The sequence below is a fragment of the Micromonospora sp. WMMD980 genome, assembly GCF_029626035.1.
Lineage (GTDB): Bacteria > Actinomycetota > Actinomycetes > Mycobacteriales > Micromonosporaceae > Micromonospora.
Map to the genome: position 1 here is coordinate 5,650,799 of NZ_JARUBE010000003.1, position 18,156 is coordinate 5,668,954.

General features: G+C 72.1%; 19 protein-coding genes. 3 read left to right on the forward strand and 16 right to left on the reverse strand.

What is annotated here, in order from left to right; genetic code table 11:
• The first annotated feature begins 61 nt into the window (after positions 1–61).
• Together O7618_RS26660 and O7618_RS26665 are read left to right on the forward strand one after the other, a co-directional pair.
• Positions 62–406 (forward strand): metallopeptidase family protein, encoded by a 345-nt coding sequence (locus tag O7618_RS26660; RefSeq protein ID WP_278110155.1) that lies wholly within the window; start codon positions 62–64, stop codon positions 404–406.
• Positions 407–500: 94 nt separating this feature from the next.
• Positions 501–1,226 (forward strand): AIM24 family protein, encoded by a 726-nt coding sequence (locus O7618_RS26665; RefSeq protein ID WP_278108887.1) that lies wholly within the window; start codon positions 501–503, stop codon positions 1,224–1,226.
• Positions 1,227–1,269: 43 nt separating this feature from the next.
• Here the strand turns inward: O7618_RS26665 and pheA are convergent, their stop codons facing one another.
• From pheA to O7618_RS26685, 4 genes are all read right to left on the reverse strand, one after another.
• Positions 1,270–2,226 carry a prephenate dehydratase gene (gene pheA / locus O7618_RS26670; protein WP_278108888.1) on the reverse strand — a complete coding sequence of 319 codons (957 nt, stop codon included), beginning with the start codon at positions 2,224–2,226 and terminating at the stop codon, positions 1,270–1,272.
• 10 nt (positions 2,227–2,236) lie between these two features.
• Positions 2,237–2,737, reverse strand: a complete 501-nt coding sequence (locus tag O7618_RS26675) for a hypothetical protein (protein ID WP_278110156.1) — start codon at positions 2,735–2,737, stop codon at positions 2,237–2,239.
• Positions 2,738–2,875: 138 nt separating this feature from the next.
• Positions 2,876–3,331 carry a hypothetical protein gene (locus O7618_RS26680; RefSeq protein WP_278108889.1) on the reverse strand — a complete coding sequence of 152 codons (456 nt, stop codon included), beginning with the start codon at positions 3,329–3,331 and terminating at the stop codon, positions 2,876–2,878.
• 229 nt (positions 3,332–3,560) lie between these two features.
• Positions 3,561–4,295, reverse strand: coding sequence for a hypothetical protein (locus tag O7618_RS26685; protein WP_278108890.1), 735 nt, complete (start codon positions 4,293–4,295; stop codon positions 3,561–3,563).
• Positions 4,296–4,457: 162 nt separating this feature from the next.
• Between O7618_RS26685 and O7618_RS26690 the strand changes: the two genes are divergently transcribed.
• The gene (locus O7618_RS26690; RefSeq protein ID WP_278108891.1) at positions 4,458–5,672 is read left to right on the forward strand and encodes an arginine deiminase; all 1,215 of its coding nucleotides are present in this window, start codon (positions 4,458–4,460) and stop codon (positions 5,670–5,672) included.
• A 72-nt stretch (positions 5,673–5,744) separates the two neighbouring features.
• On the opposite strand, the gene O7618_RS26695 is transcribed toward O7618_RS26690, so the two are convergent.
• The 12 genes from O7618_RS26695 to O7618_RS26750 form a co-directional block, all read right to left on the reverse strand.
• On the reverse strand, positions 5,745–6,626 hold the full coding sequence (locus tag O7618_RS26695) for a DUF5926 family protein (protein ID WP_278108892.1): 882 nt from the start codon (positions 6,624–6,626) through the stop codon (positions 5,745–5,747).
• A 25-nt stretch (positions 6,627–6,651) separates the two neighbouring features.
• Positions 6,652–7,884 carry an IS701 family transposase gene (locus O7618_RS26700; protein WP_278108893.1) on the reverse strand — a complete coding sequence of 411 codons (1,233 nt, stop codon included), beginning with the start codon at positions 7,882–7,884 and terminating at the stop codon, positions 6,652–6,654.
• 209 nt (positions 7,885–8,093) lie between these two features.
• On the reverse strand, positions 8,094–8,510 hold the full coding sequence (locus O7618_RS26705) for an ATP-binding protein (RefSeq protein WP_278108894.1): 417 nt from the start codon (positions 8,508–8,510) through the stop codon (positions 8,094–8,096).
• A 65-nt stretch (positions 8,511–8,575) separates the two neighbouring features.
• Positions 8,576–10,030, reverse strand: coding sequence for an ATP-binding protein (locus O7618_RS26710; protein ID WP_278108895.1), 1,455 nt, complete (start codon positions 10,028–10,030; stop codon positions 8,576–8,578).
• A gap of 75 nt (positions 10,031–10,105) precedes the next feature.
• Complete coding sequence (locus O7618_RS26715) at positions 10,106–10,885, reverse strand: glycerophosphodiester phosphodiesterase family protein (protein WP_278108896.1); 780 nt, start codon at positions 10,883–10,885, stop codon at positions 10,106–10,108.
• Between the two features lie 13 nt (positions 10,886–10,898).
• Positions 10,899–11,234, reverse strand: coding sequence for a rhodanese-like domain-containing protein (locus O7618_RS26720; protein ID WP_181570919.1), 336 nt, complete (start codon positions 11,232–11,234; stop codon positions 10,899–10,901).
• Positions 11,235–11,260: 26 nt separating this feature from the next.
• Positions 11,261–12,196, reverse strand: coding sequence for an LCP family protein (locus O7618_RS26725; protein ID WP_278110157.1), 936 nt, complete (start codon positions 12,194–12,196; stop codon positions 11,261–11,263).
• A 166-nt stretch (positions 12,197–12,362) separates the two neighbouring features.
• Positions 12,363–13,583 carry an LCP family protein gene (locus O7618_RS26730; protein WP_278108897.1) on the reverse strand — a complete coding sequence of 407 codons (1,221 nt, stop codon included), beginning with the start codon at positions 13,581–13,583 and terminating at the stop codon, positions 12,363–12,365.
• A 143-nt stretch (positions 13,584–13,726) separates the two neighbouring features.
• Positions 13,727–14,968 (reverse strand): LCP family protein, encoded by a 1,242-nt coding sequence (locus O7618_RS26735; protein WP_278108898.1) that lies wholly within the window; start codon positions 14,966–14,968, stop codon positions 13,727–13,729.
• A gap of 74 nt (positions 14,969–15,042) precedes the next feature.
• A complete protein-coding gene (locus O7618_RS26740; RefSeq protein WP_278108899.1) occupies positions 15,043–16,023 on the reverse strand; it encodes an NAD-dependent epimerase/dehydratase family protein in 981 nt (326 codons plus the stop codon).
• A gap of 69 nt (positions 16,024–16,092) precedes the next feature.
• Positions 16,093–17,766, reverse strand: a complete 1,674-nt coding sequence (locus O7618_RS26745) for a cation acetate symporter (protein WP_278108900.1) — start codon at positions 17,764–17,766, stop codon at positions 16,093–16,095.
• Positions 17,744–18,112 carry a DUF485 domain-containing protein gene (locus O7618_RS26750; RefSeq protein ID WP_278108901.1) on the reverse strand — a complete coding sequence of 123 codons (369 nt, stop codon included), beginning with the start codon at positions 18,110–18,112 and terminating at the stop codon, positions 17,744–17,746. The genes O7618_RS26745 and O7618_RS26750 overlap by 23 nt, the downstream gene beginning before the upstream one ends.
• Positions 18,113–18,156 lie beyond the last annotated feature (44 nt).

Here is an 18,156-nt window from a genome sequence, read left to right on the forward strand (position 1 = left end):
CCGGCGGGCGCCCTCGCCGTACCGCGTGCCGACCGTGAGGGAGTGACCGGGCGACGTGGCCGTGGAGATGAGCCGGGACCGGTTCGAGGAACTGGTCGGCGAGGCGCTCGACGAGGTGCCCGAGGAGTTGCTCGGGCTGATGAGCAACGTGGTCATCCTGGTCGAGGACGATCCGCCGCCCGGCGAGAACCTGCTCGGGCTCTACGAGGGACACGCGCTCACCACTCGCGGCTGGGACTACGCGGGTGTGCTGCCCGACCGCATCCTGATCTACCGGAATCCGATCCTGGCGATCTGCGACACCGACGAGGACGTCGTCGACGAGGTCGCGGTGACAGTGGTGCACGAGATCGCCCACCACTTCGGCATCGACGACGAGCTACTGCACGCCCTCGGCTGGGGTTGACCCGGGTTCCGCCGGTCCCCGCTCGGCCGATCCCCGCGGTTGCGCCCGTCCCCTAACCTCCGGTGCAGGCACATCCCGATGCAGGAGGAAAACCATGCGCAGCGAGCTGTTCTCCGCGGCGAACCTCGAGAAGGAGTCCCAGCAGCCGGGCATGCGGCTGCAGAACTCCAAGATGCTGAAGATCGAGCTGGACGGCGAGGCGATGGCCCGCGTCGGGTCGATGGTCGCCTACCAGGGCCAGGTGCAGTTCCAGGCGCTCGGTTCGGGCGGCATCGGCAAGTTCATCAAGCAGCGGCTCACCGGCGAGGGCGTGCCGCTGATGAAGCTCTCCGGGCGCGGCGACGTCTTCCTCGCCGAGGCCGCCAAGGACGTGCACGTCATCGACCTCGAACCGGGCGACGCGCTCTCCATCAACGGGTCCAGCGTGCTGGCCTTCGACTCGTCCCTCCAGTACGACATCAAGATGGTCAGCGGCATGGGCATGGCATCCTCCGCCGGCCTGTTCAACTGCGTCTTCACCGGGCACGGCCGGATCGCGGTCACCACCAAGGGCACCCCGGTGGTGCTGAACGTGGACGCGCCGACGTACGTCGACCCGCAGGCGGCGGTCTGCTGGTCGGCGAACCTCCAGACCGGCTACCACCGGGCCGAGCAACTCGGCCTGGGCACGCTGCTCGGCCGCAGCACCGGCGAGGCGTTCACGATGAGCTTCGCCGGTCAGGGCTTCGTCGTGGTGCAGCCCTCGGAGGAGCCGCCGGTGGCCGGCAGCGGTGCCCAGCAGCAACAGCAGGGCGGCCTGCTCGGCGGCCTGCTCCAGTGACCGCCCGGGCCGGGTGCGTCCCCGCGGGGCGCACCCGGCCCGGTCAGCTCAGCTCGCCGGCGCGCAGCCGGGCCAGCCAGGCCGCCGCGTCGGCGTAGTCGGCGTCGGAGAGACCGGCCGGCGCCGGCGTCGGCCGGTCACCCGCCGCCGCGCTCCAGCGGTGCCGGGGATACGACCCGAGGAAGCGCACGTCGGCGCAGACCCGGCGCAGCCCGCGTAGCGCCTCGCCGAGGCGTACGTCGGCGACGTGCCCGGTGCAGTCCAGGAAGAACACGTACCGCCCGAGCGCCTCGCCGGTCGGGCGGGACTCGATCCGGGTCAGGTTCACCCCGCGCACGGCCAGCTCCATGAGCACGGACAGCAGCGCGCCCACCCGGTCGTGCGCGATGTAGACCGCCAGCGAGGTCAGGTCGTCGCCGGTCGGCGGCGGGGGCGGCCCGGGGTAGGACACCAGTGCGAACCGGGTCACCGCGTCGGGGTGGTCGGCGATCTTGTCGGCGAGGACGGTCAGCCGGTGCCGGCTGGCGCCGATCGGGGCGCAGACAGCGGCGTCGTACTCCCCGTTCGCCGCCCCGGCCGCGGCGGCGCCGTTGGAGAGCACGTCGACCACGGTGGCGTCGGGCAGGTGGTCGCGGAGCCAGCCGCGGCACTGGGTGGACGCCTGCGGGTGGGCCGCCACGGTGCGGATCGCGGCCGGTGTGACGCCGGACCGGCCGGCGAGCACGAACTCCACCGGCAGGACCACCTCCCGCGTGATCACCAACGGGTCGCCCTCGGCCAGTTCGTCGAGCGTCACCCCGACCGCGCCGCCGATGGAGTTCTCCAGCGGCACCAGCGCGGCGTCGGCCTCCCCGGCCCGTACGGCGTCGAGCGCCTCGCCGACGCTACGGGCGGGTGTGCGATCGCCGCGTTCGGCGGCCGGCACGGTCCGGAGGGCCTGTTCGGCGAAGGTTCCTTCGGGCCCGAGGAAGACGAAGCGGGTGGGCGGTGTTCCCGGCATGGCGACCAGCCTACGCACCCGGCATGCCGTCGCAGGCCAGGGTGCGGATGCCCGGCGGTGCGGTGGCCCGCACCTCGACGCCGCACACGTCCGTGCCGGCGGTCACCAGGATGGGCGTGCGACCCCGGGTGACCACCTGGAGTTCCTCGTGCCCGGCGACCGCCAGCACGGTGTAGTGCCAGCCCTCGGCGCAGAGCGGTCCGGTCCGGACGGTCACCCGCACGTCGCGGGGGAGCACGCCGGCGGAGCCGCGCAACAGGGTGACAATCCGGTTCCCGGACGGCGTGCCGCCGCAGGGCGCGGCGGCCGGCCCGGGTGTCGGGGCGGCGGGTACGGCCGGGACGGCCGGGACGGCCGGGGCGGCCGGCGCGCTCGCGGTGGCCGGCGCGGTCGGGGTCGGGCCGGACGGCGTGGCCGACACCGTGGGACGGGGTCCGTCGGTGCCGGCGGACGGCTCACGCAGCTCGGGCGGCTGGCCGCAGGCGGCGACCGCGAGCAGCGCGAGCAGCATCGCCGTCAGGGGCGGGGTGCGGGGCACGATGCAGTCCTCGACATCGACGGGCGTCGTCACGGCCCGGGGGCCGTGCCCATCGTAGGAAACTCGCCGGCCCGGGTGAAGCCGGGTGTCCGATCCGGTGCGCGGGCCGGCTCAGAGCACGGAGAAGAACGTCAGCGAGCCGGCCACCGCGGCGCCGGCGAGCACGGGGGTGGAGATGGCGTCCACCGTCGTGCCGGCGTCGGAGCCCGGCCCCTGCACCCGGAGCAGCCCTCGGGCCAGCCGGCCGGAGAGCAGCGCGAGCAGCGGGGGGATCTTGTCGGTCTCCTGCTCGGTCAGCTCGCTCGGGCTGGCAGTGAAGTCGACCAGGCGCAGGCCACCCTCGAGCAGGGGCAGGCCGATCACGTCCTCCGGCGCGCCGAGGCAGAGCATGTCGCAGCCGGACGAGGAGATGGCCACCACTGTGGTGTCCGCGTCGATCAGCAGGCACGGCTCGGCGGCCCGGGAGACCGTCCCGGACCACTGCGCGAAGTTGTCGGTCTCCTGCTCGGTGCGGGTGTCCGTGGGGGACGCGAACACTTCCGAGAGTGAGAGCTCGACGTGGGCCACCGCGCCTCCTATGTACACCGACGGTCCGTCCACGCTAGCCGGTCGGCACGGCGACCTTCCGGCCGCGCTGCGCCTCCCGGTCCCCACCGCGGCCGAGGGGCCGGGCGGCCCGGTGGCCGGGGACGTGCGTCGGTGCGGCGGGAGCCCCGGGGGTCGGGCGGCCAGCGACGACGCGGACCGACGGACCGGTCGGGGCGGTGTCGCGGACCGCGTGGCGTCGTCGCAGACGTTACCGCCGGGCGGCCCGCTTGTCAGCGGCCGTTCGGCCCTCGTCATACCACCGGTAGTCGGCGGATGGACGGTACGTGCCGTTCAACCACGTCGACGGAGCCTGGGCGACCCGGGACAGTTTCTCGGCGGTGGCCGGGGTGATCCGGTTGCCGGCGGCCACGAGCAGCCGGTCCAGCTCCCGGTGGGTGGCCATCAGACAGTCCTTGGGCAGGCCGTAGACGCTGATGACGCCGGAACCGACGAAGGTCAGCACCGGCGTCACCGGGATCGGCAGGCCGACCGCGTCGGAGAGCGCCTTGCTGGCCCGCTTGGCGTCGCGGCGCGCCTCGGCCACGTAGGGCGGACGCTTGCCGTTGATCTGCACGACGTCGCCGGCGACCAGCACGCGGGCCCGGCCGTGGTCGGCGATGGTGACCGCGAAGAGACCGCTCGGCCCGATCGCGAGGAACCCGGCCCGGTCGTCCGCACCGTTGTCGAACAGCGCGTCGGCGGGGTCCGTCCGGGGCCATTCGATGACGTGCCAGGCGGGCCCGAGGTGGTCGAGCTGCCCGAGGGCGCGGGCCCCGGCGGCCTCCAACCGGCGGGCGCCCCGCTCGGCCCGGCGGCGGCGGGCCCACTCCAGTGGAGTCGGCCGGGCCGGCTCGAGCGCCGACGTGGCCTCGACCCGGGGCGGTGCCGCGCGGGGCGGCAGTGCCCGGCTCGGTACGGCTCGGCGAGCGGGAAAGACAGTCATCGCGACCTCCGGCAAAAGGTCTCTCGAAGTTATGTCTCCACTACCCTACGTTGCGCACCCGGGGTCTCGGCAAGTTGGACCGCCGGAATGAGTGCGGATGAATGCCATATTCATTCACACTTCTTTTCCGGATGGTGCGGAAGCCTGCCCTAGGCTGCGAGGGTGACGCACTACGTGGACAGCGAAGTGGCCCGACTCGGCACGGTGCTGCTGCACCGCCCGGGTCCGGAACTCGCCCGCCTCACCCCACGCAACAACGACTCCCTCCTCTTTGACGCTATCCCATGGGTGGGACGTGCGCAGGAGGAGCACGACGCGTTCGCGGCGGCCCTGCGCTCGCGCGGCGTGGAGGTGCTCTACCTGGCCGACCTGCTGACCGAGACGCTCGCCGTGCCGGACGCCCGGGCCGAGCTGGCCGACCAGGTACTGCGTTCGCCGCGCCTCGGCGACACGCTCCGGGCCCGGGTCGCCGACCACCTGGCGTACCTCGATCCGGCCGCCCTCGCCGACGTGTTCATGGCCGGTCTCGCGCACGAGGAGTTGCGGATCGGCGCCGAGCGGCCGGGCGGTCTGGTCTGGACGCTGATGGACCGGCACGACTTCGTCATCGACCCGTTGCCCAACCTTCTCTTCACCCGCGACTCGTCGGTCTGGATCGGCGACCGGGTCGGCGTGACCAGCCTGGCCATGCCGGCGCGGCGGCGGGAGACCACCCTCACCGACGCGATCTACCGCTACCACCCGCGCTTCGTCGGCACCGAGTTCGTCTACCACCCCGGGCTGGAGCACCTGGAGGGCGGCGACGTGCTGCTGCTCGCGCCCGGCGTGCTCGCCGTCGGCGTCGGGGAACGCACCACCCCGGCCGGGGCCGAGCGGCTGGCCCGGCAGGTCTTCGCCGCCGGGCTGGCGCACAGCATCCTGGTGGTGCCGATCGCCCAGGAACGCGCCACCATGCACCTGGACACGGTCTGCACCATGGTCGACGTGGACGCCGTGCTGATGTATCCGAACATCGCCAGTGAGCTGTCCGCGTACACCGTCGTGGCCGGCCCCGACGGCGAGCCGAGGGTCGACGGCCCGGCCCCGTTCCTGCGGGCCGCCGCCGACGCGATGGACCTCGACCAGCTCCGGGTGATCGACACCGGCCTGGACCCGGTCACCGCCGAACGCGAGCAGTGGGACGACGGCAACAACACGCTCGCCCTCGCGCCGCGCCTCTGCGTGGGCTACGAACGCAACGTGGAGACCAACGCGCAGTTGGAACGGGCCGGCATCGAGGTGATCGCCATCGCCGGCTCCGAGCTGGGCTCCGGCCGCGGCGGCCCCCGCTGCATGTCCTGCCCCCTGGTCCGGGAGAAAGGAGGGGCCCCCTCTTAACGCCTCCGGTAGAGAAGGGGCCCCCTCTCACGCGCAGGCGTTAACAGGGGGCCCCTCCTTACACCCGGGCGGTCAGCGCAGGGTGAGCTGGCGGCCGAGCAGGCCCTGGCGGGCGCGCCGGCCGGCGGCGTCCAGCGGCTCCCGCTCGCCGAGCGCCTCGGCGTAGCGCTTGGCGAACTCGGCGACCGGGCCCTCCCACTCGGCGGCCGGAGTCTCCTCGGGCAGGTCCCACACCGGCGTCAGGCGGCCGTGCGCCCGGAACATGCCGGCGAACTTCGTGCCGTCGCCGAGGGTCAGCTCCCCGGCTGCGCCGAGGCGGGAGAGGGCGTCCAGCGCGGCGTCCTCGTCGTCCGGCAGCACCCAGCGCACGTGGGCCTTCTCCGGCACCTGGCACCAGTAGGCCGCCCGGGCCGCGTCCAGCTTCACCGTCGGGTAGATTGCCGCGTTGGCCCGCTCCAGGGACGCCTGCACCGTCCCGTCGTCGGCGGCGCCCGGGTCGAGCCAGAAGTCGAACCCGTCGTGCATGCTGATCTCCAGCGGGCCGTCCACCAGAATGTCCTGGAGACGGGGTCCGGGGCCGGGCAGCGGCGGCACGCTCACCTGCTTACCCGGCTCGGTACGCAGCGCGCAGAGCAGCGCGTCGGCCAGGTCCCGGGAGACGTCGCCGGACTGCTGGTGCCGTTGCAGGCCGACGAGGACCCGCCCGTCCGGCTTCGCCACCGCCGGGGCGGCCATCGGCAGCACGGTGGCCAGGACGACCGGCCGATCGCCGTACTCCTCGACCAGTTCCGGGGTCAGCCGCAGCGGCGCGGACGCGGCCGGCACCAGCTCACGAAGGGCGATCCACTCCGGCTCGTCGACCAGGCCCTCGAACGGTCGGGGCACGAAGACGTCCCGCACCTTCTCCCGCTTCGGGGTGGCTTCGGCCCGTTGGTTCTTTCGACGCTTGCTCACGGCGAGACAGCCTAGTACTCCAACGTCACTTCGCCTGTCTGCGCTGGTAGTGGGCCCGTCGGGCTCGGGCTTGGGATGTTCGTCGCCAGATCGACCAGTGCAGGGTGTGCGCGGGTGGGAGCGTCACGGCGAGAACGAAGGCGTTGAGGAGTCGGCGGATCTCGGCGACGGTCAGCGCGATGATCTCCGGGTCGGTGTCGGGCTGCTGGGCGGCGATGATGGTCAGGACGGCCAGGGCGAGCATGGCCAGGGTGATGAATCGGTGCCACCCGGCCCAGCCGCGGACCTGGTAGTGGTCGAGGCCGACTTGGCCTTTGCCGGTCTGGAACAGCTCTTCGATGCTCCAGCGGGAGCCGGCCACGGTGACGAGGGTGTGCAGCGGGACGGGGCGGGGTGACCAGCACAGGTAGAAGGCCAACTCACCGGTGGTGCGGTTGCGGCGGATCAGCAGCCACCGGTGCTCGACGGGGCTGGTGGCGGTGGTGATCCAGGCCCACAGGTAGTCGCGGGGACCTTTCGCTCCCGGCCCGCAACTATGCAGTTGCCACTCGGCGGTGGGGATCCGGTCGGCGAGGTCGTCGACGCGGATCAGGGTGCGACCGTCGTTGATGTGCACGCGTCGGTCGCAGCCGACGGCCAGAACGTAGCCGATCCCGCGGTGTTCGAGGTCAGCGCGTAGGCCGGGATCGGCGCCGTAGACCTCGTCGCCGGTCACCCACCCGAACGGGACTCCGGCATCCAGCGCGGCGGCGATCATCTGCCGGGCGAGGGCAGGCTTCGTGGCGAACCCGACCTGGTCGGGGACGCCGGCGGCGGCGAGGCGGTCGGGCTGCTGACACCAGGTCGTCTCGGGCAGGTAGAGCCGACGGTCGATCATCGCCCGCCCCTCGGGCGAGACGTAGGCCAGGAACACCCCGACCTGGCTGTTCTCGACACGTCCGGCGGTGCCGGTGTACTGCCGCTGGACCCCGACCGAGCACAGACCCTTCTTCAGGAACCCGGTCTCGTCGCAGGCCAGCACCGCGTCGGGGTGCCCGAGCTGCTCGATCAGCCAGGCCCGAACGTCGTCGCGGACGCCATCGGCGTCCCACACCGCCGTGCGAAGCAGCCGCTGCATCGCCTGTGGATCCTCGTGACCCGCCCGTTCCGCAAGCGACCAGCAGGTCTTGCGTTCCACGCCCGACAACAGCCCTTCCACGAACTGCCCGGCGGTCCGACGGGGCTCCGCCCGCACGAACCGGCCAGCGACACGCGCCACCGCCTCGTCCAGGACGACCCGCCACCCGGCGGGGTCTACGCTGTGGCACGCGGCCACCGCACGATCTTCGATTGTCCTCACAAACCATCGATGATCAACGCGGTGGCCGTCTTCATGCCCGCGCCACGCCCAACGCCAAAGCCAAGTGACGTTGGAGTACTAGAGCCCGGGCGGCGCCGCCGGGGGCAGGACCCGCCCTGCCCGCCCGGTCAGCCGGCGGCGACCAGGTCGGGCCGGTGCGACCGGGCCGGGTCGAACTCGGCCCACACGCTCTGGCCCAGGCCGTCCCGCTCGACGCCCCACCGGCTGGAGAGCCCGGCGACGATGTGCAGCCCGCGCCCGTCCACCGCGTCGGGTGCGGCGACCCGGAGCCGCGGGCCGGCGCCGGCGCCGCCGTCGGTGACCCGGAGCTGGACGCTCGGCCCACGATCGGTGGCGCGCAGCCGCCAGGCCACCCGGACCACGCCGCCGGGCAGCGCCTCGGCGTGCCGGACCGCGTTGCCGACCAGTTCGGCGAGGACCGCGACCAGGTCGGCCAGCAGCGCCGGGGGTACGAGGCCGGTCAGCTCGTCGGCGAGCCGGTGCCGCGCCACGCGCGCGCCGGTCGCGTGGTGGGGTACCACCACGCACCACGCACGTTCGGCCGGTCGCGTCGACACCGTCGTCCCTTCCACCGCCGTGGACACCCGGTTCATCCCCGGGGCAGCCGCACCTCCGCGACCGTACCCCCGCCGGTTCTCGGTCGCAGGGATACCCACCCGTTCTGCTGTTCAACGATCTGCCGGACGAGATAGAGACCCAACCCGGCGCCCGGGTAGCGCCGGCGGTCGCCGGACTCGCCCTGCCAGAACCGGTCGAAGGCCCGTTCCACGTGCTCCGGCCGGATGCCGATGCCCCGGTCGGCGACCCGGAACGAGACCGTGCGCTCGTTCGCGTCGGCGCCGATCTCGATCGGCGTGTCCGGCAGCGAGTACTTCCCGGCGTTGGTGCCCAGCTCGGTGAGCACGGTGGCCAGGCTGTGCCGGTCGCCGATCGCCTTGGGCAGGTCGGCCGGCAGGTCGAACACGAGCCGGTGCCGCAGGTCGGCCGGCAGGTCGAGCACCGCCGCGCGCAGCGCGTCGACCAGGTCGAACGGGGCGGCCGGTTCCCCGCCGGGACGGCTCTCGGTGGCCGCGGTGAGCAGCCTGTCGACCAGTCGGGCCAGCTCGTTGGCGCGCTGTCCGATGATCCGCGCGGCCTGCCGCCGGTCGCCGTCGCTGAGCGACTCCCAATGGTCGGTGAGCGTGTCCGCGTACCCCTTGATGACGGTGACCGGGGTGCGCAGCTCGTGGCTGGTCACCGCGACGAAGAGGTCCCGGTCGTGGTCGCGGCGCTGTTGGTCGGTGATGTCGCGGAAGGTCACCACACGCAGCGCGTTCGGGCCGGGCAGCTCACCGGAGGTGATCCGCAGCCAGCGGCCGTCCGGCAGCCGGTGATCGAGCACCTGCCCGGACGGGGGCAGCGGGAACGGCAGCGGCCGGCTCAGCGCCTCGTTCGCCGCGCGGCCGGTCACCTGGGCGGCGGCCGGGTTCCAGAGCCGGACCCGGTGGTCGCGGTCCACCACCGCCAGCCCGTCGGCGAGCGCCGCCACGACCGGGCCGTCGCCGTGCACCGGCAGGCCGGTCTGGTCGCCGTACATGTGCGCGATGCAGGCGGCCACGTAGCCGACGACCGCGCGCTGCGAGGCGTCGAGCGCCTCGCCGGCGGGATAGAGGGCGTGCAGGCTGCCCACGGTCAGCCCGGCGATCTCGGCGCGCGCCACGATCATCCGGCGCAGCCCACGCCCGGCGACCTCGTCGGCCAGCGCGCCCGGGATCGCGTCCACCCGGACCTCCCGCACCGGGGGGCCGGCCAGCAGGCAGACGGTGGCCGGGTCGGTGGCCGGCAGCGGCCGGCCGATGACGAACTCGGCGCTGCCGGTCGCCGCGATAACCCGTCCGCCGGCCGGGGTGAACTCGACGAAGACCAGGCCCGCCGCGCCGACCGTCGGCTCGACCTCGCGGAGCAGGCGGTTGAGCACGGAGAGACCGGACTCACCGGAGTTGATCATCTTGATCACGCTGGTGTGGCCGGCGATGAGGGCGGGGTAGTCGGTTCGCTCCGGCATGTCCCGAGTGTGCCGCGCCGTCCGCCCCGGTGACACCCCCGGCCGGTCGACCGCCCAACCGGCGGTCGACGGGACTCACCGGCCCAACCGGCTCAACATGCGGGCGGGTCGGTCCGTGATGACCCCGTCCACGCCCGCTGCCAGCACCAGTTCCACGTCCTCGGGCTCGTTCACCGTCCAGACGTAGACGGAGTGCCCGGCGGCCCGCAGCGCGGGTACCAGCCCCGGTCGGGCCCGGACCAGCTCCACCCCGGGGCCGGCGATCCGGCAACCGAAGGGCAGCCGGCCCAGCCGCAGCAGGCGCGGCAGCACCTCCAGCAGCAGCACCGTGGGCAGTTCCGGCGCCAGCTCGTGGATCCGGCGTACGGCCAGCGGCGAGAAGGACATCACGGTCACCCGGACCGGGTCGTCCGGGCCGGGCTCGGCGAGCCCGTATCGGCGTAGCAGGCCGATCAGCCGGCGCTCGACGTCGCCCCGGTAGCGCGACGGGTGCTTCGTCTCGATCAACAGCCGGACCGGCCGACCGGCGGCCAGCACCGCGTCGAGCAGCCGCTCCAGCGTGAGCAACCGGGTGTGCGACTCGTCGAGCCCACCGGCGCCGGCGGCCGGGTGCCAGGAGCCGAAGTCGAGCACCTCCAGCTCCGCGAGCGTCCGCGCGCTGACCAGGCCGTGCCCGTTGCTGGTGCGGTCCAGCCGGCGGTCGTGCACGCAGACCAGGTGCCCGTCGCGGGTCAGCCGGACGTCGCACTCCAGCCCGTCCGCACCCTCGTCGAGCGCCCGCAGGTAGGCGGCGAGGGTGTGCTCCGGCAGGTCGTACGAGGAGCCGCGATGGGCGAAGACCAGGGGATCGGTCATGGCCGGACGTGTCTCAGACGACCCGACCCGGCTGCCCGTCGTCGGTGACCACGGGGCGGCCGGCGGCGGCCCAGTCGCCCATCCCGCCCTCGACGTTGCGGACCTGGTCCCACCCGTTGCGCAGCAGGTAGCCGACCACCTGCCCGGAGCGCCCACCGGAGCGGCAGATCACCGCCACCTCGCGGTCGTCGGGCACCTCGGCGAGCCGGGCCGGCAGCTCGGTCATCGGCAGGTGGTGGGCGGCCGGCGCGTGGCCGGCGGCCCACTCGTCGTCCTCGCGGACGTCGAGCAGGTAGACGTCGTCGGGCACGGCCGACGCGGGCACGCTGGGAAGTTGGGCTCCGAACACGGGGAAAGCCTAGTCGCCCGTCCGGCTCAGAGCCGGTTGACCCAGCGGGGATTCGCACCGGCCCACTCCGGCACCCGGGCGTCGCGCACCGCGGTGAAGAGGTCGTCGCCGCCGGGGTCCAGCACCACGTAGGAGACCTGGTCGATGGTCTGCGGGTAGGAGGGTAGCCGCACCCCGCGCAGGGCGTCCGCCGGCAGCGCGCGCAGCGCGAAGACGAGTTCGTCCAGGGGTACGCCGTTGGTGTCGACGGTCAGCGCCCCGCCGGCCGCGCGCAGCACCCGGTCCAGCTTCACCGGGTCGCCGCGCAGGTGCGTCTCGCCGGCCCGGTCCAGTACCGCCCGCAGCATCTGCTGCTGGTGCCGTTGGCGGTCGTAGTCCCCGTTCGGCAGGTCGTAGCGCTGCCGGACGTAGTCGAGCGTCCGGGCCCCGTCCATCTGCTGGCAGCCCGGGTCGAACTGGGTCTTCGTGTGGATCGAGCGGACCGGCGTGTCCACGCACATCCGGATGCCGCCGAGCTGGTCGATCACCTGGGTGAAGCCGGAGAAGTCGACGAGCGCGGCGCCGTCGAAGCGGACCCCGGTGAGCCGGGTGAGCGTGGCGCTGAGCAGCCGGGCGCCGCCGGATCCGCCGCCGCCGTGCTCGTACGCGGCGTTGACCTTGTCCTGACCGCCGGGGAAGCCGGGCGCCGCCGGGATGGCCACCAGCAGGTCACGCGGGACGGAGATCAGGTACGCCTGCCGCATCCCGGCCGGGACGTGCACGATGAGGACGGTGTCCGAGCGCTGGTCGTCGGGGCCGGCACCGGGCCGGTGGTCGGAGCCGATCAGCAGGTAGTTGAGTGGCTGATCCAGGTTCGTCCGCTTCGTCCGGGCGGTCGGGTCGAGCAGTTGCTCCTTGGCCACCGTGCGGTCGTACCGGTGGGTGAGCCAGTGCAGACCGGCGACGCCGAGCGCGGCCAGCAGGACCAGGGCGAGGCCCGCCCCGAGCAGGAACCGGGGCCAGCGGGCCGGTCGACCCCGCCCGCGTCGGTTCCGTGCTGGCCTGGACGTGACGATCCCCCCGTGGCGTCGACATGAGACCCGCTCACATCAGGCTACGGGGGGACCGGCCGGCCGGTGCCGGCTTCCGCTATTTCCGGGTGGAGAGCACGCTCGGGTTGTTGACGACGAACTCGGCGAGCTTGTCGTCCTTGACCGCCTGGAACATGTCCATGCTGAGCTGGTTGAGCGCCTCGCGGTTGTTCCCGTTGCCGTTGAAGGTGCCGCCGTTGGTGCGCAGCGCGACGAGGTCGTTGCCGGTCACGCCCTTCATGGTGAAGATGAAATCCTCGATCGAGGTGCCGCCGGTGTCCAGGACGAAGGCCTTGCCGGCCGCCTTGATCAGCGCGTTCAGCTTGAGCGGGTTGCTCAGCGTCCCGTTCTGGGACGCCTTCTTCGCCATCGCCTTGATCAGTTGCTGCTGGTTCTGCTGCCGGTCGTAGTCACCGTTGCGGAGGGTCTTGCGCTGCCGGGAGTAGTCCAGCGCCTGCCAGCCCTCCATCTCCTGGCAGCCCTTCTTGTAGGTCACGGGCTTCATGGCCTTGCCGGTCTTCTTCGCGTCCGCGTTCCACATCGGCTTGCCGTCGACCATCGACATGTGCAGCGAGGAGACCTCTTCGGTCACGCAGATGCGCACCGTGCCGATCGCGTCGATGACGTTCTTGAAGCCGCCGAAGTTGATGATCGCGGCGCCGTCGAAGCTGATGCCGGTCATCCCCTTGATGGTCCTGGCCATCATCTGGGCACCGCCCTCCCAGCCGCCGCCGTTGCGGGCGCCGACCTGGAAAGCCGCGTTGATCTTGTCCGTGCCGCCCTTCCAGCCCGCCTTCTCGGACGGCGGGATGTGCGCCTCGGTGTCCCGGGGGATCGAGATCAGGTAAGCCTGGTCGTGGCTGGCCGGGATGTGCAGGATGATGATCGTGTCCGACCGGACGTCGTCGGCGGCCCAGCGGGCCCGCGCGTCCACGCCGAGCAGCAGCATGTCGATCGGGCCCTCGAGGCTGGCGCCACCCTCGGCGTCCGTCTTGCCCGCGTCGCCGAGCAGGTTCCGCTGGGCGATGTTGCTCGTGGCCTGACCGATCACGGCCTTGCTGCCGACGATCGCCACGCCGCTGGTCACCATCAGGATGGCGCCGAACGCCAGCGTGAGCTTCGCCCAGAGCGGGTCCTTGCGCCTGGTGCGCTTCTTCTGCCCACCGCCGCCCCCGGGGCCACGGCCGCCGGGACCGGGCTGTGTGGGGATGACCGGGGGGACCCGCCCGGAGGAACCGGGTGCCGGTGAGTGCGGGCGACGACTGGTCTGGACCGACATTCGTGCTCCAGCTCGGTGATCGGGGGCGGGACCACTTTACGTACCTGTTCCCGTTCTCGCGACCTCCTGAGGCGGGTAATCCCGTCAATCCCGGCCGATGTTCCCGAGATGTGTCCGAACGGGCGAGGGCGAGGGGCCGGTCGTCAGCCGCCGGCGTTGTCGTCCGAACCCTTCTGGTTGGCCTTGACCCAGTCGGCCATCTTGTCCCCGACGATCGCCTGGTACATCGCCAGCGCCTTCTCCCGGTCGGAGACCACCACCGACTGGCCGTCGATGGTCTGCCCGCCCAGGTTCGGGCTGGTGACGAACGTCAGGTTCTCGCCGCGCAGGCTGCGGAACTGCACCGCCATGTCGGTCAACGAGAATCCCTGGTCGACCGTGACGGCGGCGGTCACCGACTTGAGGAAGTCGTTCAGCTTCTTGGGGTTGGTCAGCGTGCCGGTGCTCGCCGCCTTGCCCATCAACGCCTTCAGGAACTCCTGCTGGTGGCGCATCCGGGCGAAGTCGCCGTCCGGGAACTGCTTGCGCTGCCGGACCCAGTCCAGCGCCTCGGCGCCGTTCATGTGGTTCACGCCCTTGGTGAACGTCCGGTACGGCTTGTGGATCGAGGTGACGGTCCGTTCCACCTTGAGGTCGACCCCGCCCAGCGCGTCGGTGACGTCCTTGAAGCCGGCGAAGTCGATGGCCATGACGTGGTCGATGCGTACGTCGGTGAAGCACTCCACGGTCTTCACCGCGAGCGGCAGCCCGCCGAACGCGAACGCCGCGTTGATCTTGTTGCGCGAGCCCGAGTCGCAGGACGCGCCCGCGTTCTCCGGGATCGGCACGTACAGGTCACGCGGCACGGAGACCAGGTAGGCGCGCTTGTGGTCGGCCGGGATGTGCATGACGATCAGCGTGTCCGCCCGCCACTTGCCGGCGCCGTCGACGGGTGCGTCCGGGTCCCGCGAGTCGCTGCCGACGAGCAGGATGTTGAACGCGCCGTCGACCTGCTTGGCCGGCCGGCCCCCGGTGATCTCCGAGAACGGGTCGGTGCGCGCCAGGTCGTCGTTGAGGTTGCGGGCGTAGAACCAGGCGCCGACGCCGCCGAGCAACGCCAGCACCAGCACCGCCACGCCGGCCACCAGGCCGATCCGGCCCCAGCGCGGGCGGGGACGGCGTCCCGGCCCGCCGGAGCCGCCGCCCGGCTCTCCGGGACCGGCCGGCCCGCCCGGCCCGCCGGGTCCGCCCGAGCGGGGCGCCTCGTCGTGCGGTGGGTACCAGCGGGCTTCGGTGGCGCGGGCGCGTGCGTTGGCACCCCGGCTGGAGCCGGGAACCTGGGCGCGGCCCGCGCCCCGGTTCAGGGGGCGGGAGAGGGGAGCGCCGGCAGACGAGGTCGCTGACATGTAACCGAGGGTAGGTCGGTCGGGCCACCGCCGCCCTCAGGCGCGCACGGCTTCCAGCCGGCTGACAGCCGGGCTCAGTACCCTAGCCGCTCGCGGAAGTACGCGATCGTGCGTCCGAGGCCGTCTTCGGGCGTCACGGTCGGCTCGTATCCCAGCAGTTCACGGGCGAGCGTCAGGTCGGGGCGGCGCATCTCCGGGTCGTCCGAGGCGCGGGTGATGTAGCTCACCTCGGAACTGCTTCCGGTGAGTGACACGATCGTCTCGGCCAGTTGCCGCATCGACATCTCGTGCTCGGTGCCGCAGTTGAGCGGGCCGGCCTGCGTCGAGTCGAGCAGCAGCAGGATGCCCCGCACCAGGTCGTCGACGTAGCAGATGGACCGGGTCTGGTTGCCGGTGCCGTGCACGGTGATCGGCTCGCCGCGCAGCGCCTGGGAGATGAAGGTCGGGATGGCGCGGCCGTCGTCCGGGCGCATCCGGGGCCCGTACGTGTTGAAGATCCGCACGATCGCGGTGTCCGTACCCCGGCTGCGGTGGTAGGCCATGGTGGCCGCCTCGGAGAAGCGCTTCGCCTCGTCGTAGACGCTCCGGATGCCGATCGGGTTGACGTTGCCCCAGTACGTCTCCCGCTGCGGGTGCTCCTTCGGGTCCCCGTACGCCTCGGAGGTGGAGGCCATCAGGAACCGCGCGCCGTCGGCGGTGGCCCGCTCCAGCAGGGCCAGCGTGGCCACCGAGCCGACCCGGAGGATCTCCACCGGGAGCTTCTCGAAGTCGGTCGGGCTGGCCGGGGACGCCATGTGCAGGATCGCGTCGAACCGCTCGGCCATCGCCGGGTGGTCGGTGGGCAGGCCGTCGGAGATGTCCGCCTCGACAAGCGTGAAGGTGGGCTTCTCCAGCAGGTGGGCCACGTTGTCCTTGGACCCGGTGACGAAGTTGTCCAGCACCACCGCGGTGCAGCCGCGCTCGACGAGCCGGTCGACCAGGTGGGACGGGACGAATCCGGCGCCGCCGGTGACGAGGATGCGGTGACCGGCGCCGAACCGGGGAGCGACCTTCATGCCCGCCACCCTATACAGGTGAGGCGGGGCCCCCGCCTGTGGCAGGGCCCCGCCTCCCGACCGTGTCGGTCAGTGCGCGCCCGCGCCGGTGAGCGAGCGCACCTCCAGTTCCGCGTACTTGTCGTCGTCGCTCTCCTTGGACAGGATCGTGCCGATCCAGCCGCAGAGGAAGCCGAACGGGATCGAGATGATGCCCGGGTTCGACAGCGGGAACCAGTGCCAGTCGTGGTCGGGGAACATCGCCGTCGGCGCGCCGGAGACGACCGGGGAGAAGAACACCAGCAGTACGGCGGCGAGCAGGCCGCCGTAGATCGCCCAGACCGCGCCCGAGGTGTTGAACCGCTTCCAGAACAGGCTGTAGAGGATCGCCGGCAGGTTGCCGGAGGCGGCGACCGCGAACGCCAGCGCGACCAGGAACGCCACGTTGAGGCTCTGCGCGAAGATCGACAGCACGATCGAGACCGCGCCGATCGCCAGCGCGGAGATCCGGGCGACGTTGACCTCCTGCCGCTCCGACGCCTGCCCGTGCTTGACGACGTTGGCGTAGAAGTCGTGCGCCAGGCTCGACGACGACGCCAACGTCAATCCGGCCACCACGGCGAGGATCGTGGCGAACGCGACCGCCGCGATGATCGCCAGCAGTGTCGCGCCACCCAGGTTCCCGCCGAGGAAGTCCACGCCGAGCGCCTCGGCCAACTGCGGTGCGGCGGTGTTGCCCGCCTTGTCCTGCGCGGTGATCGCCTGCCCGCCCACGATCGCCGCGGCGCCGAAGCCCAGGGCCAGGGTGAGCAGGTAGAACGCGCCGATGATGCCGATCGCCCAGAGCACGCTCTTGCGGGCCGCCCGCGCGGTCGGCACGGTGTAGAAGCGGATCAGGATGTGCGGTAGACCGGCGGTGCCGAGCACCAGGGCGATGCCGAGCGAGAGCAGGTCCATCTTGCTGTAGAACGTCTTCAGCGCGTCGCCTGGTGTCTCGACGCCGTAGCGCAGCCCGGGTTCGAGGAAGGCCGCCCCCTTGCCCGAGGCGTCGGCCGCGTCGCCGAGCAGCGAGGACAGGTTGAACTTGTACTTGGCGAGCACCAGCAGCGTCATCACGATCGCGCCGCTCATCAGCAGGAACGCCTTGACGATCTGGACGTAGGTGGTGCCCTTCATGCCGCCGACGGTGACGTAGATGATCATCAGGGCGCCGACCATGATGATGGTGGCGACCTTGGCGGTGTCGGCGTCCATGCCGAGGAACGTGGTGCCCGGCTTGATGCCGAGCAGCAGGGCCACCAGCGCGCCGGCGCCGACCATCTGGGCCAGCAGGTAGAAGATCGACACGGTGATGGTGGAGACCGCCGCCGCGGTCCGCACCGGCCGTTGCCGCATCCGGAACGCCAGCACGTCGGCCATCGTGTACCGGCCGGAGTTGCGCAGCAGTTCGGCGACGAGCAGCAGCGCCACCAGCCAGGCGACCAGGAAGCCGATCGAGTAGAGGAAGCCGTCGTAGCCGTAGAGGGCGATGATGCCGGCGATGCCCAGGAAGGACGCGGCGGACATGTAGTCGCCGCCGATCGCCATGCCGTTCTGGAAGCCGGAGAAGGAACGCCCACCGGCGTAGAAGTCGGTGGCGGTCTTGGTCTGCCGGCTGGCCCACACGGTGATCGCCAGCGTGATCGCCACGAAGATCAGGAACAGCGTGATGGTGAGGTTCCGGGCGGTGGTGCTGCCCGCCTCAGCCGCGAGGACCGTGTTCATCGGTCACCTCCCCCATCTCGGCGCGGATCCGGTCGGCGACCGGGTCGATCCGCCGGTTGGCGAACCGCGAGTAGAGCCAGGCGATGACGAACGTCGAGACGAACTGGAGCAGGCCGAAGACCAGGGCGACGTTGATGTTGCCGACCAGCTTCGTCCCCATGAATCCCCGCGCGTACGCGGAGAGGATGACGTAGAGCGCGTACCACAGGAAGAACGCGACGGTCATCGGGAAGACGAAGCCGCGCAGCGCGCGCCGCAACCCGGCGAACTCGTCCGACCGCTGGACGGCTAGGTACCTTTCCGCCGTCGATTCGGAGGGTGCGGACGCGGGTGTGTCCGTGGACATCTGTGGATCACCACCTTCGCAGGCGTGGGGGATTTCCGCGCACG